The 13,771-nt window shown below is 70.5% G+C and carries 10 protein-coding genes and 3 tRNA genes; 7 read left to right on the top strand and 6 right to left on the bottom strand.

What is annotated here, in order from left to right:
* Positions 1 to 7 precede the first annotated feature (7 nt).
* Positions 8 to 316 (bottom strand): hypothetical protein, encoded by a 309-nt coding sequence (locus BLW82_RS29385; protein ID WP_093503333.1) that lies wholly within the window; start codon positions 314 to 316, stop codon positions 8 to 10.
* A 213-nt stretch (positions 317 to 529) separates the two neighbouring features.
* Between BLW82_RS29385 and BLW82_RS29380 the strand changes: the two genes are divergently transcribed.
* From BLW82_RS29380 to BLW82_RS29370, 3 genes are all read left to right on the top strand, one after another.
* Positions 530 to 1,120: a TetR/AcrR family transcriptional regulator gene (locus BLW82_RS29380; protein ID WP_177233106.1), complete on the top strand. Its 591-nt coding sequence runs from the start codon at positions 530 to 532 to the stop codon at positions 1,118 to 1,120.
* Positions 1,121 to 1,200: 80 nt separating this feature from the next.
* The gene (locus tag BLW82_RS29375; RefSeq protein WP_093503329.1) at positions 1,201 to 2,253 is read left to right on the top strand and encodes an SDR family oxidoreductase; all 1,053 of its coding nucleotides are present in this window, start codon (positions 1,201 to 1,203) and stop codon (positions 2,251 to 2,253) included.
* Positions 2,254 to 2,463: 210 nt separating this feature from the next.
* The gene (locus BLW82_RS29370; protein WP_093503327.1) at positions 2,464 to 3,366 is read left to right on the top strand and encodes an alcohol dehydrogenase catalytic domain-containing protein; all 903 of its coding nucleotides are present in this window, start codon (positions 2,464 to 2,466) and stop codon (positions 3,364 to 3,366) included.
* Between the two features lie 515 nt (positions 3,367 to 3,881).
* Here BLW82_RS29370 and BLW82_RS29360 read toward each other — a convergent pair.
* The 3 genes from BLW82_RS29360 to BLW82_RS29350 all read right to left on the bottom strand — a co-directional run bounded on the left by BLW82_RS29360 (position 3,882) and on the right by BLW82_RS29350 (position 4,287).
* Positions 3,882 to 3,958: transfer RNA gene (locus BLW82_RS29360), tRNA-Ile, on the bottom strand.
* Between the two features lie 178 nt (positions 3,959 to 4,136).
* Positions 4,137 to 4,209: transfer RNA gene (locus tag BLW82_RS29355), tRNA-Asn, on the bottom strand.
* 5 nt (positions 4,210 to 4,214) lie between these two features.
* A tRNA-Asn gene (locus BLW82_RS29350) sits at positions 4,215 to 4,287 on the bottom strand.
* A gap of 134 nt (positions 4,288 to 4,421) precedes the next feature.
* Here BLW82_RS29350 and BLW82_RS29345 point away from each other — a divergent pair.
* The 4 genes from BLW82_RS29345 to BLW82_RS29330 all read left to right on the top strand — a co-directional run bounded on the left by BLW82_RS29345 (position 4,422) and on the right by BLW82_RS29330 (position 10,154).
* Positions 4,422 to 4,727 carry a hypothetical protein gene (locus BLW82_RS29345; protein ID WP_093503323.1) on the top strand — a complete coding sequence of 102 codons (306 nt, stop codon included), beginning with the start codon at positions 4,422 to 4,424 and terminating at the stop codon, positions 4,725 to 4,727.
* Between the two features lie 146 nt (positions 4,728 to 4,873).
* Positions 4,874 to 6,328 (top strand): xylulokinase, encoded by a 1,455-nt coding sequence (locus BLW82_RS29340; RefSeq protein ID WP_093503321.1) that lies wholly within the window; start codon positions 4,874 to 4,876, stop codon positions 6,326 to 6,328.
* Positions 6,329 to 6,492: 164 nt separating this feature from the next.
* Complete coding sequence (locus tag BLW82_RS29335; RefSeq protein ID WP_093503319.1) at positions 6,493 to 8,226, top strand: ABC transporter ATP-binding protein; 1,734 nt, start codon at positions 6,493 to 6,495, stop codon at positions 8,224 to 8,226.
* Positions 8,226 to 10,154 carry an ABC transporter ATP-binding protein gene (locus tag BLW82_RS29330; RefSeq protein ID WP_093503317.1) on the top strand — a complete coding sequence of 643 codons (1,929 nt, stop codon included), beginning with the start codon at positions 8,226 to 8,228 and terminating at the stop codon, positions 10,152 to 10,154. Before BLW82_RS29335 ends, BLW82_RS29330 begins: the two co-directional genes overlap by 1 nt.
* 224 nt (positions 10,155 to 10,378) lie before the next feature.
* Here the strand turns inward: BLW82_RS29330 and BLW82_RS29325 are convergent, their stop codons facing one another.
* Together BLW82_RS29325 and dnaG are read right to left on the bottom strand one after the other, a co-directional pair.
* Positions 10,379 to 11,674, bottom strand: coding sequence for an RNA polymerase sigma factor (locus tag BLW82_RS29325; protein ID WP_093503315.1), 1,296 nt, complete (start codon positions 11,672 to 11,674; stop codon positions 10,379 to 10,381).
* A 103-nt stretch (positions 11,675 to 11,777) separates the two neighbouring features.
* Positions 11,778 to 13,691, bottom strand: a complete 1,914-nt coding sequence (gene dnaG, locus BLW82_RS29320; protein WP_093503313.1) for a DNA primase — start codon at positions 13,689 to 13,691, stop codon at positions 11,778 to 11,780.
* Between the last annotated feature and the right edge of the window lie 80 nt (positions 13,692 to 13,771).

Raw genomic sequence — 13,771 nt, 5'->3', positions numbered from 1 at the left:
ACCCCCCCTACGGTGAAGGCCCGCACGCAGAAGCCCGGCCGGGCCGCCCAGACGTGACTCGGCGGCCGTCGGCCAGGTAGTGCAGGCCGTTGACGCCGGGCAGGAAGACGTGTTCGCCGTCCTTGGTCACGACGAACGCGGGCAGCCCGCGCAGGCGGCGCCGCGCCGGCTTCGCCGCGTAGCTGAAGTCGGCGCCGGTGACGTGGTTGCCCGCGAGCGGGTCCTGGTCGGCGCCGGCCGAGACGAAGTCGCCGTCGTTGACCCCGCTCTTCGTACCCGAAGCTCGCCTGGCGGGACCTCGCGGGGTCGTGCGCACCCCGTATCCGGCTCCTCGGCGGACGACGCGGCGCGGTCAGGCTTCCGCCGGCCACCCGGCCCTCCCGGGCGGCGTCGATACCGCCGTGCCGACGCCCCTTCGCGGCAGGCTTGATAACCACTTATCGAAAACGTATTGTCGAAAACACGTTTTCGGTCCCTGCTGTCCAGACGGACGGTCATGGACCGGCGACTTGGACGACGGGAATCACTGATGAGCAAGCAGGCACCGGCATCCAACCGGCGCAAGCGGCTGACGGAGGAGCGCGAGCGCGAGATCCTCGACGTCACCTTCGACCTGGTCGCCGAGGTCGGCTACGAGCAGGCGACCGTGGACGAGGTGGCCAGACGGACGAAAGCGAGCACGGCCACGCTGTACCGGCAATGGGAGAACAAGCCCAAGCTCGTGATCACGGCGATGATGGCGCGCAAGTATCCGCCCCTGCCGCACATCGACGCCGGTAGCCTCCGCGACGACCTGGTGGCGCTGGCCCGTATGATGCCGGCGCCACCCCCGGAGGGCGCCCCGAGGCTGGGAATCTGGCAGGCGGTCGTGTCCGACCCCGCCCTCGCCCAGGCCCTGAGGGATGTCCTGTTCGCCCCCTACCTCGACGCGCTGCGCACGATCCTGGCCCGGCACGTCGAGCGCGGAACGATCCGTCCCGACAATCCGGCTCTGGCGCACTCCGAGATGTTCCTGATGGGCAGCGTCTTCGTGGAGAAGCTCTTCACCGGCACCGAGGCGGACGCCGACCAGCTCATCGCGGTCATGGACGCCCTGCTGTTGCCGGCGCTGACCAGCTAGCCGCAGATGACCCACTCCTCATCCGGCCGGCATCCCCTCGGCCAGCCAGTACGAGGACGAGAAGGCAGAGGAACTTGGCCATGAGCAGCACTTCGACCGGTACCGTCCTGGTCACTGGAGGCTCCGGATTCCTGGGCGGCCGTGTCATCGCCCAGGCGCTCGGTAAGGGCTACCAGGTCCGCACCACGGTGCGGACCCTCAGCCGCGAGGCGCAGGTTCGCAGGGACGTGGAGTCCATGGGCGTGCACGCGGGTGACCGGCTCACTTTCGTGGAGGCGGACCTCACCGCGGATGGAGGGTGGGCCGAGGCGGTGGCAGACTGCCGCTACGTCCTGCACATCGCCTCCCCCTTCCCAGGCGGCGAGCCCGACCACGAGGACGACCTGATCGTCCCGGCCCGAGAAGGCACGCTGCGCGTGCTGCGTGCCGCCCGCGACGCAGGCGTCGAACGCGTGGTGGCCACCTCCTCGTTCGCCGCCGTCGGCTACGGCAGGGCCGCCACCGAACGGCCCTTCACCGAGAACGACTGGACCGACCTGGACAGCGGCCTCCCCGCCTACATCAGGTCCAAGGCGCTGGCCGAACGGGCCGCCTGGGACTTCGTCGAGCGCGAGGGCAACGGCCTCCAGCTCGCCACCGTCGCCCCGGTCGGCATCTTCGGCCCCGTCGTCGGCACCGACCACTCCTCCTCGATCGACATGATCACCGGCCTGTTCAGCGGCGCCATGCCGGGCGTACCCCGCCTGTACTTCGCCGTCGTCGATGTCCGGGACGCCGCCGACCTGCACCTCAAGGCCATGACCGACCCCAGGGCAGCCGGTGAACGCTTCATCGCCGCCGCCGGCGACGCCGTCTCCCTGCACCAGATCGCACTCGCCATCCGCGACCGGCTCGGCGACGCGGCCAGTGCCGTCCCGACCACCGAGCTTCCGGACGAGACGGTGCGCAAGGCCGCCGAGGCCGACCCGGCACTGCAGGGTGTGCTGTCCAACCTCGGCAGGGTCCGCCACGTCAGCAACGACAAGGCCCGTACCGTCCTCGACTGGAACCCCCGCAGCAGCGACGAAGCCGTCGTGGCCACCGCCGAAAGCCTCCTGGAGCTCGGCCTTCTGCCCGTCGCGCATCCCGCATAGGTGCAAGCGCGCATTTGTGCTCCTGCCTACTCGACAGAGTCCACGGCAGCCGGCGTGCCGAAGGCGGATCCCGGGCGCCGGCCCGCCCTCGCAAGCGGAGTTCGGGACGGAGCGTGAACGGAGGGCTTGCACAGGCCTGTGCACACCGATGCCGCCCCACCAGCTCTCAACGGCGTTACACGGAAACATGGACTTCCCGACGGAGGAAACATGCCAAAAGCGATCACGCTGACCGACTTCGGCGGCCCTGACGTCCTGCTATGGACTGATGTCCCGCTTCCCCAGCCGGGCGAGGGGCAGATCAGGGTGAAGGTGAAAGCCGCGGGCGTCGGCCCGACCGACCTCGCCCTGCGGTCGGGCCGACTCAAGGCCTTTTCGCTACGGCGGAACGCCGTACTCGGCTTCGAGGTAGCCGGCACTGTCGACGCAGTCGGGCCCGGAGTGAACGGAACGCAGATCGGCGAAGAAGTGTCGGCACTGCTTTTCGACCTTGGTGGATACGCTGAATACGCGGTTGCCTCGATGTGGGTCGCGAAGCCACCTTCCGTCCCGTGGGCGGCCGCAGCCTCTCTGCCCGCCTCGGCGGAGGCGGCAGCGGGGGTTCTGCGACAGCTGGCGGTGAAGACGGGCGACACACTGCTGGTGCTCGGTGGTGGCGGGGCCGTCGGCTTGATCGCAACCCAGTTGGCTGTCGCTCAGGGCATCAAAGTGGTGAGTGCCGTAGGCGAGCGGGACGACGCACTGGTCACGTCCCTGGGTGCCACGCCCGTACGCTACGGCGCGAAGCTGGTAGACGCGGTCAGGCGTGTCGGGGCTGTCGGCTTCGCGTTCGACGCCTCTGGCAAGGGAATGCTGGCGGACGCGATCGCGCTGACCGGAGCCGCCGACTGGGTGATCACCTTGTCCGATCCCGCTGCGGCGGACTTCGGTGTCACGCTGTCACATCCCAGTCCCAAGCGGGCTCCTCACGCGTTGAAGGACACCATGGCCATGTTGGCGCAGGGGCGGCTCAGGCTGCGGGAGTACAGAACCATGCGCATGCAAGACGCCGACGAGGCGCACCGTCTGCTCGAAGGCGGTCAGGTGCACGAGCGGTTCGTACTGACCCTCTGATGGCGATTCCACGCATTGACCTCCCCCGTTTCGCTTCGGATGGTCGAGCCGGGGCGACAGTGGGGGACGGGTGCTGTCGGCCTCCGGTCGTTCAGTGGCCGCAGCCGCGGAAGAAGCGGGACTCACTCTGCTCCACGACGACCGCGACCTCGAAGCCATCGCCCGCACGACAGGGCAGCCGGTCCGCACCATCGACCGCCCGCACGACAGGGCAGCCGGTCCGCACCATCGACCGCCCGCACGACAGGGCAGCCGGTCCGCACCATCGACCTCAGGGAGTAAAGCTCGCGCGGCGCCGACGGGCACCGCGCTTCCGGCCGGCCCGGCCGCCCGGCGGTCCGTCCGCTGCGGCCTGGGCCCTCTCCCGACGCCCAGGGGTCACCGGGCGACACCGCGCGATCCCAACGCGCACCGACTGCCACGCAGTTGAACTCACGAGCAGCGGATTCGGCCCCGCGGCCCAAGTCCTGCATCCGCACGCCAGATAAGACGTTTCCACAGGTCAGAGACCTGCATGGTGGGGCGGGTGGGACTCGAACCCACGGCCGACGGATTATGAGTCCGCTGCTCTAACCGGCTGAGCTACCGCCCCATAGCGGCGTGTCGCGTACAAGTGTGCGCGCCGTCTGCCGCAGCATAGCCGCTCATACGATCTCCTGCTTCGGCTGGTCGGCTTCCGCGGACAGTCACGACCTTCAGGACATCGGTGCAGGCCCAGCGGTTCCCGCGGGCATGAAAAAGGACCCCACCAGGGGTCCTCGTTCAGCATGCTCCCCCGACTGGACTCGAACCAGTAACCTGCCGGTTAACAGCCGGCTGCTCTGCCAATTGAGCTACGGAGGACCGAGCTCCCCCGACTGGACTCGAACCAGTAACCTGCCGGTTAACAGCCGGCTGCTCTGCCAATTGAGCTACGGAGGAATGCCTCGTTGCATCGAACGTACCTGCCTGGGTATTCGCCAGGAAGCGCCCGCTCGCTGCGACACATACATTAGCGCAAGCAGGGGGGTGCTCCGCCAATCGGTACTCCCCCACGTCGGAAGGGTGGCACCGCCATGCGCTACAAGCTCACGTTCGCCGTCGGGCTCGCTCTCGGTTACGTGCTCGGCACGCGGGCCGGACGAGAGCGCTACGAACAGCTGAAGAAGTCCGCCCGCCAGGTCGCCCAGAACCCGGCCGTCCGCAACACCGCGGAGACCGCCGCCCAGCAGGGCCGCGTCTACGCCGGCAAGGCCATCCACTCGGTGAGCGAGAAGGTCGGCGACCGCATGCCCGACTCGGTCGCGTCCCGCGTCCGCTCCCTGCGCGAACGCAACACCAACGGAGCAGCGGCGGACGACTGGGGCACCAGCAACACGTAGCTCCACTTTCAGCCGCCCGGCCGCACCCCCCAGGGGCGCGGGGAACCGCGCGACCAGCCCGGACGCACCCGCGCCCGGAACGCGCCCCCCACCCGAACGGCGCCCGTCGGCCGAACCACAGCGGCGCGTGCGGCAGAATTTCGGTCATGGGGATAGTCGCCGGGTTGGACAGCTCACCCGATTTCACTCGCATCGTGGTCTGCGACACGGACACGGGTGCGGTGCTCCGCCAGGGATACGCACCGCACCCGGTCGACACGCCGGACGGCGCGGCGCGCCCCAGTGACGTGGACCCGCAGGCCTGGCTGCTCTCCCTCGGCGAGGCCGCCGGCGGCGGGCTCCTGGAGGGTGTGCAGGCCATCGGCGTGTCCGCGCAGCAGAACGCGCTGGTCCCGCTGGACGCCCAGGGCAACACCGTCCGCCCCGCGATCGTCGGCGGCGACAAGCGCGCCCAGGTCGCGGCCGCCGATCTCGTCGACGCGCTGGGCGGCCGGGAGGCCTGGGCGCAGGCGGTGGGGTGCGTGCCGCAGGCCGCGCAGCCCGTCACCAAGCTGCGCTGGCTGGCCAGGACCGAGCCGGAGAACGCCCGGCGGACCGCCGTGCTGCTGCAGGCCCACGACTGGCTGGTGTGGCAGTTGCTCGGGCGGCCGGTCCGGCGGACCACCGATCGCGGCGGGGCCTCCGGGACCGGGTACTGGTCGGCGGCCACCGGCGGCTACCGGCCCGACCTCGTCGAACTCGCCCTGGGACACCAGGCGATGCTGCCCGAGGTGATCGGCCCGTCCGACGCGGCCGGGACCACCCCGGAGGGGCTGCTGATCTCCGCGGGGACCGGCGAGACCATGGCCGCCGCCTTCGGACTGGGACTCGGGTTCGGGGACGCCGTGGTGTCGCTCGGCGCCTCGGGTTCCGTGATGGCCGTGCACACCGAGGCGCTCGCCGACACCTCCGGGATGATCACCTCGCTCGCCGACGCGACCGGCATGCACCTGCCGGTGGTCACCACCCTCAACGCCGTACGGGCCCTGCGCGGCACCGCCGAACTGCTCGGGCTGACCGATCTGGAGGCCCTGTCCGACCTGGCGATGAAGTCCACGCCCGGCTCGCACGGGCTGGTCATGCTGCCGTACCTGGAGGGCGAGCGGACGCCGAACCTGCCGCACACCGCCGGGACGCTGGCCGGGCTGCGCCGGGAGTCGATGAAGGCGGAGCACCTCGCGCGGGCCGCCTTCGAGGGCATGCTGTGCGGGCTCGCCGACGCGCTGGACGTGCTCCGTGGCCGGGGTGCCGAGGTGCGGCGGGTCTTCCTGCTGGGGCAGGCCGCCGAACTGCCGGCCGTGCAGGCGGCGGCGCCGATGCTGTTCGGCGCGCAGGTCGTCGTACCGCAGCCCGCGGACTACGCGGCGATCGGGGCCGCGCGGCAGGCGGCCTGGGCGCTCGGCGTCTCGCAGGGGACGCTGGACCCGCGCACACCGCCGGTGTGGCAGGGCGCGGCGGCGCAGGTCCTGGAACCCGGGGACGAACTGGCCGTCGGGCAGGCGGTGCGGCAGCAGTTCATCTCGGTACGGGAGCAGACCCATCCGGGGGCGTTCCGGTCGTAAACCCCGCGAAACGCGCGTCCGCGTACGGCCGTGTCCGTCCGCTGTCGGGTTAATCGGTTGAGGTAACGCGGGTGGAGTGTCGGACGATAGGGGCCTAGGGCAAACACCCCGCCCTCCGGGCAGGTGACCCTGCCCACCCCACCGCCGACTCCGAGAGACGTAGCGTGCTCATACGACTTCTGCGGACCTATCTCAGGCCCTACAGGAAACCCATCTCCATCCTGGTGCTGCTGCAGTTCCTGCAGACCTGCGCCACTCTCTACCTGCCCACGCTCAACGCCCACATCATCGACAACGGCGTCGTGAAGGGTGACACGGATTACATCCTGTCCTTCGGCGCCCTGATGATCGGCATCTCGCTCGCTCAGGTGGTGTGCAACGTCGGTGCCGTCTACTACGGCGCCAGGACCGCGTCCGCGCTCGGCCGGGACGTACGTGCCGCCGTCTTCGACCGGGTGCAGTCCTTCTCCGCACGTGAGGTGGGTCACTTCGGGGCGCCCTCGCTCATCACCCGTACGACCAATGACGTACAGCAGGTCCAGATGCTGGTCCTGATGTCGTTCACCCTGATGGCGTCGGCGCCCATCATGTGTGTCGGCGGCATCGTGCTCGCCCTCGGCCTGGATGTCCCGCTGTCCGGGGTGCTGGTCGCCGTCGTACCCCTGCTGGGGATCAGCGTGACGCTGATCGTGCGGCGGCTGCGGCCGCTGTTCCGGGCCATGCAGGTGCGGCTGGACACGGTGAACCGGGTGCTGCGCGAGCAGATCACCGGCAACCGGGTGATCCGCGCGTTCGTCCGCGACGAGTACGAGCAGGGCCGGTTCGGGAAGGCCAACAAGGACCTGACCCAGATGCAGCTGGCCACCGGCAACATGCTGGCGCTGATGTTCCCGATCGTCATGACGACGGTGAACGTCTCGTCGATCGCCGTGGTCTGGTTCGGTGCGCACCGCATCGACAGCGGCGGCATGGCGATCGGTGACCTGACGGCGTTCCTCGCCTATCTCATGCAGATCGTGATGTCCGTGATGATGGCCACCTTCATGTTCATGATGGTGCCGCGCGCGGAGGTCTGCGCCGAGCGCATCGAGGAGGTCCTGGACACCGAGTCCAGCGTCGTCCCGCCGCTCGCGCCGGTCACCGAGCTGCGCCGGCACGGCCATCTGGAGATCCGGGCCGCCGGGTTCCGCTACCCGGGTGCCGAGGAGCCGGTGCTCAAGGCCGTCGACCTGGTCGCCCGGCCCGGCGAGGTGACCGCCGTGATCGGCTCCACCGGCAGCGGCAAGTCCACCCTGCTCGGGCTGGTCGCGCGCCTCTTCGACGCCACCGACGGCCAGGTGCTCGTGGACGGCGAGGACGTCTCGGGCCTCGACCCGAAGCTGCTCGCGCAGACCGTCGGCATGGTCCCGCAGAAGCCGTACCTGTTCGCCGGCACCGTGGCGACCAACCTCCGCTACGGCAACCCGGACGCCACCGACGAGGAGTTGTGGCACGCGCTGGAGGTGGCGCAGGCCAAGGGCTTCGTGGAGAGGCTGGAGGGCGGGCTGAACGCGCCCATCGCCCAGGGCGGCACCAACGTCTCCGGCGGCCAGCGCCAGCGCCTCGCCATCGCCCGCACGCTCGTGCAGCGCCCGGAGATCTACCTCTTCGACGACTCCTTCTCCGCCCTGGACTACGCGACCGACGCCGCCCTGCGCGCCGCGCTCGCCCGGGAGACGGCCGAGGCGACCGTCGTCATCGTCGCCCAGCGGGTGGCGACCATCAGAGACGCCGACCGGATCGTCGTCCTCGACGAGGGACGCGTCGTCGGCACCGGCCGCCACCACGAACTCATGGCCGGCAACGAGACCTACCGGGAGATCGTGCTCTCCCAGCTCACGGAAGCGGAGGCTGCCTGATGGCCGGGCCCATGGGACGCATGATGGCCGGGGGCGGCCCCGACCAGCGCTCGATGGACTTCAAGAACTCGGGCAAACGGCTCGTCGCCCGGTTCGAACCCGAACGGCTCACGATCTACGTACTGCTGTTCTGCGTGGTCGCGAGCGTCGCCCTCAACGTGATCGGCCCCAAGATCCTCGGCAGGGCCACCGACCTGGTCTTCGCCGGTGTCATCGGCAAGCAGATGCCCGCCGGGACCACCAAGGAGCAGGTCCTTGCGGGCATGCACGCGCGCGGCCAGGACACGGTCGCCGACATGCTCAAGAGCACCGACTTCACCCCGGGCAAGGGCATCGACTTCGGTCAGGTCGGCGACGTCCTGCTCTTCGCGCTCTGCACGTACGTCGTCGCCGGCCTGCTGATGGCGGTGGCGACCCGGCTCGTCAACCGGTCCGTCAACCGCACGATGTACCGGCTGCGCGAGGACGTCCAGGCGAAGCTGTCCCGGCTGCCGCTCTCCTACTTCGACAAGCGGCAGCGCGGCGAGGTGCTCTCCCGCGCCACCAACGACATCGACAACATCGGCCAGACCCTCCAGCAGTCGATGGGCCAGCTCATCAACTCGCTGCTCACCATCATCGGCGTGCTCGCGGTGATGTTCTGGGTGTCCTGGATCCTGGCGCTGGTGGCCCTGGTCACCGTGCCGCTCTCCTTCCTGGTCGCCACCCGCATCGGCAAGCGCTCGCAGCCGCACTTCGTGCAGCAGTGGCGCTCCACCGGCAAGCTGAACGCCCACGTCGAGGAGATGTACACCGGGCACACCCTGGTGAAGGTGTTCGGCCGGCAGGAGGAGTCGGCGCAGCAGTTCGCCGAGCAGAACGAGGCGCTGTACGAGGCCGGGTTCAAGGCGCAGTTCAACAGCGGGATCATGCAGCCGCTGATGATGTTCGTGTCGAACCTGAACTACGTGCTGGTGGCGGTCGTCGGCGGTCTGCGGGTCGCGTCCGGCGCGCTGTCCATCGGTGACGTGCAGGCCTTCATCCAGTACTCCCGGCAGTTCTCGATGCCGCTGACCCAGGTCGCCTCCATGGCCAACCTGGTGCAGTCCGGTGTCGCCTCCGCCGAGCGGATCTTCGAACTCCTCGACGCGGAGGAGCAGAAGGCCGACCCGGTCCCCGGCGAGCGCCCCGCCGAACTGCGCGGCCGGGTCGCCCTGGAGCACGTCTCCTTCCGGTACGACCCGGAGAAGCCGCTCATCGAGGACCTCTCCCTCACGGTGGAACCGGGCCACACGGTCGCGATCGTCGGCCCGACGGGCGCCGGCAAGACGACGCTCGTCAATCTGCTGATGCGGTTCTACGACGTCTCCGGCGGCCGGATCACCCTCGACGGCGTCGACGTCAGCCGCATGTCCCGGGACGAACTCCGCGCCGGGATCGGCATGGTGCTCCAGGACACCTGGCTCTTCGGCGGCTCCATCGCGGACAACATCGCGTACGGCGCCTCGCGCGAGGTCACCCGCGGCGAGATCGAGGAGGCGGCGCGGGCGGCCCACGCGGACCGGTTCGTCCGTACCCTCCCCGACGGCTACGACACGGTCATCGACGACGAGGGCACGGGCGTCAGCGCCGGTGAGAAGCAGCTCATCACCATCGCGCGCGCGTTCCTGTCCGACCCGACGATCCTCGTCCTCGACGAGGCGACGTCGTCGGTCGACACCCGTACCGAGGTCCTGATCCAGAAGGCGATGGCCAAACTGGCGGACGGGCGGACGTCGTTCGTGATCGCGCACCGCCTCTCGACGATCCGGGACGCGGACACCATCCTCGTGATGGAGAACGGCTCGATCGTGGAACAGGGCGCGCACGCCGAGCTGCTGGCGGCGGACGGGGCGTACGCACGGCTGTACAAGGCGCAGTTCGCGCAGGCGGTGGCCGAGGTGGACTGAGCGGATGCGGCACGCTGTGGGCGCGGGCAGGGGGTCTCACTTGCCCGCGCTCGCGGGGTGCCTCCCCCGGCCTTCGGCCGGGGGGACCCCAGCGCCCGCCCGTGCCGCCCCAGCGGCACGACTGCCCGCGGCTGAGAAGGGCGGCCGGGAACGAGCGGCGGGCGAAACGCCCCGTAAGGGGCGCGGGGAACTGCGCGGCCAGCCCCCACACACCCGCCCCGGCGTCAGTCCAGATAGCCCCTCAGCTGGTCCGCAAAGGCGTGGTCCCGGAGCTTGTTCAAGGTCTTGGACTCGATCTGGCGAATCCGCTCCCGCGTCACACCGAAAATCCGCCCTATCTCCTCCAGCGTGCGTGGCCGGCCGTCGGCCAGGCCGTACCGCAGCTGGACCACCTTCCGCTCCCGCTCCCCGAGCGTGGACAGCACCGCCTCCAGGTGCTCCCGCAGCAGCAGGAACGCCGCCGACTCGACCGGGCTCGCCGCGTCGCCGTCCTCGATGAGGTCGCCGAGGGCGACGTCGTCCTCCTCGCCGACGGGGGCGTGCAGGGACACCGGCTCCTGCGCCAGCCGCAGCACCTCCCCCACCCGCTCCGGCGCCAGGTCCAGGTGCGCGGCGACCTCGTCGGCCGTCGGCTCGTAGCCCCGCTCCTGGAGCATCCGGCGCTGGACGCGGACGACCCGGTTGATCAGCTCCACCACGTGCACGGGGACGCGGATGGTGCGGGCCTGGTCGGCCAGGGCGCGGGACATGGCCTGGCGGATCCACCAGGTCGCGTACGTCGAGAACTTGTAGCCGCGGGCGTAGTCGAACTTCTCGACGGCGCGGATCAGGCCGAGGTTGCCCTCCTGCACCAGGTCGAGCATGGTCAGGCCGCGGCCCACGTACCGTTTCGCGACCGACACCACCAGCCGCAGGTTCGCCTCGATGAGGCGGCGCTTGGCCATGCGGCCCATGACGACCAGCCGGTCCAGGTCCAGCGCCAGTTCGCTGTCGAGGTCGGGGGTGCTGCCCAGCTTCTCCTCGGCGAACAGGCCGGCCTCCACGCGGCGGGCGAGTTCGACCTCCTCGGCGGCGGTGAGCAGCGGGATGCGGCCGATCTCCCGCAGGTACTGGCGGAACAGGTCCGAGGAGGGGCCGCCGGTGTCGGCGCGGGCGGCGGCCCGCGGCTCGGCGGGCTCGGGCTCCGCGTCGGGGGCGTCGGCCGCGAGCTCCTCCGGCGGCGGGCCGTCCGGTTCGGTCTCGGGATGCAGCACGGCCCGGCTCTGCGGGGGCACGCCGGCACGGCCGCCGGTATCGGCTTCCGGCTCGTCCGTGAGCGTGCTGCTGCTGTCCGTCTGGGTCAGGGTCTGGGTCTGCACGGGGGCGACCTCCAGGATGATCGCTGCCAGGGGGTACGGCAGCGGTACTTCGGGAGCGGAGACGACGGCCTCGCCGCTGTCCGTCCCGTACGCGATGAGTGGAACGGCGGGGGTGTGGGACCCGTCCGGGTCGGTCCGGCCGCGCTCCGAGGACTCAGGCACCGCCCCCAGTGTGGGGTAAGACACATCGCCGCCACGAGGGGCGTGCGGTGACTTTTTGCGTCCGGTCCGTGACCGCGCGGTTATCCCGTCGGCCCGCCGGGGCTCAGAGAGCGGCCGGCCCCTGCTCGCGCAGCGCCTGCCCGTACTGCTGGAGCACCCACAACTCGTTCTGCACGGCGGCGAGTTGGGCGGGGTCGCCGCCGTTGGCAAGGCGGGTGAGGGTGATCTGGATCTCGTGGATGCGGCGGTCGACGGCGCGGCGGCGGACGGTCACGAGTTGTTCGCCCGCGTAGTTCTCGTCGACCGTGCGGCGCATGATCGCCTCGACGGCGAGCTCCGTGACCATCGCCCGGACCCCGTCATCGGCGGCCGCCTCACGGACCCGGACCAGGTACTCCTGCGGATCCTGCGCGCCGTACTCGGCGCCGCCCGCCTCCATGATGGTCCGGCGCACGGCCGCGTAGGGCTCGGCGGTGAACTCGTCGATGCCGTACGCGTCGAAGGCCGGGGAGACCAGCTCGGGGCGCTGCAGGGCGAGTTTCAGCAGCTCGCGTTCGGTGGCGAAGACGGCGTTGCGGAGGTTCAGGGCGGGGCCGGAGACGGCGGGGCGGGCGACGGCCGTGTCGTACGACGGCTGCTGCGGCCCGCGGGCCGATCCGGCTCCCCTGCCGCTCCCGCCCTTGTCGCGGGCCCAGCGGGCCAGCTGGGCCACCCGCTTCACCACGAACTGGGTGTCGAGGATGCCGAGCATGCCGGCGAGCTGGACGGCGACCTCGTGCTGCGCGCCGCTGTTCTTGATCCGGGCGACGACCGGCGCCGCCTCGTCCAGGGCGGCCGCGCGGCCCGCCGGGGTGTCCAGGTCGTAGCGGGCGACGATCTGGCGGAGCGCGAACTCGAAGAGCGGGGTGCGGGGTTCGGTCAGGTCGACGACCGCGTCGTCGCCCTTGGCCAGGCGCAGCTCGCAGGGGTCCATGCCGTCGGGGGCGATGGCGATGTACGTCTCGGCGGCGAACTTCTGGTCGTCCTCGAAGGCGCGCAGGGCCGCCTTCTGCCCGGCCGCGTCGCCGTCGAAGGTGAAGATCACGCGGGCCGAGCCGTTGTCCATCAGCAGGCGCCGCAGGATCTTGATGTGCTCGCCGCCGAAGGCCGTACCGCAGGTGGCGATCGCGGTCGTCACGCCGGCCAGGTGGCAGGCCATGACGTCGGTGTAGCCCTCGACCACGACCGCGCGGCTGGCCTTCGCGATGTGCTGCTTGGCGAGGTCGATGCCGTACAGGACCTGGGACTTCCTGTAGATCGCGGTGTCGGGTGTGTTGAGGTACTTGGGGCCGTTGTCCGCCTCGTAGAGCTTGCGGGCGCCGAAGCCGACGACCTCGCCGCCGATGTCCCGGATGGGCCACATCAGGCGGCCGCGGAAGCGGTCGATGGGGCCGCGCCGCCCTTCCTGCGACAGGCCGGACGACACCAGCTCCTTGTCGGTGAAGCCCTGGCCGCGCAGGTAGCGGGTGAGGTGGTCCCAGCCCTGCGGGCTGTAGCCGACGCCGAAGTGCACGGCGGCGGCCTGGTCGAAGCCGCGCTCGGCGAGGAAGACGCGGCCGGTCTCGGCCTCGGGACTGGTCGCGAGCTGCTCGGCGTACCAGGCGGCGGCGATCTTGTGCGCCTCCACCAGGCGGATGCGCTCACCGCGCTGGTGGGAGGGGTTGTACCCGCCCTCCTCGTAGCGCAGGGTGATGCCGGCGCGGGCGGCCAGCCGCTCGACCGCCTCCGAGAAGGAGAGGTGGTCGACCTTCATAACGAAGGTGAGGGTGTCGCCGCCCTCCTGGCAGCCGAAGCAGTGGAAGAGTCCCTTGCTCGGGCTGACCTGGAAGGACGGCGACTTCTCGTCGTGGAACGGGCACAGGCCCTTCAGGTTCCCGCCGCCCGCGTTGCGCAGCTGGAGGTACTCGGACACGACGGCGTCGATCGGGACCGCGTCCCGTACCGCCTTCACATCCTCGTCATTGATCCGTCCAGCCACGGATGGATTCTACGGGGGTGCTGTGACAACTCCGGCGCGCCGGAGCGCCCCTTCAGGGGTGCGGGGAGCTGCGCGGGCGA

This window comes from Streptomyces sp. Ag109_O5-10 (genome assembly GCF_900105755.1).
In the GTDB taxonomy this organism is placed as follows: Bacteria; Actinomycetota; Actinomycetes; order Streptomycetales; family Streptomycetaceae; genus Streptomyces.
The sequence above is the reverse complement of the archived record's forward strand: the minus strand, read 5'-3'. Positions and strand labels throughout refer to the sequence as shown.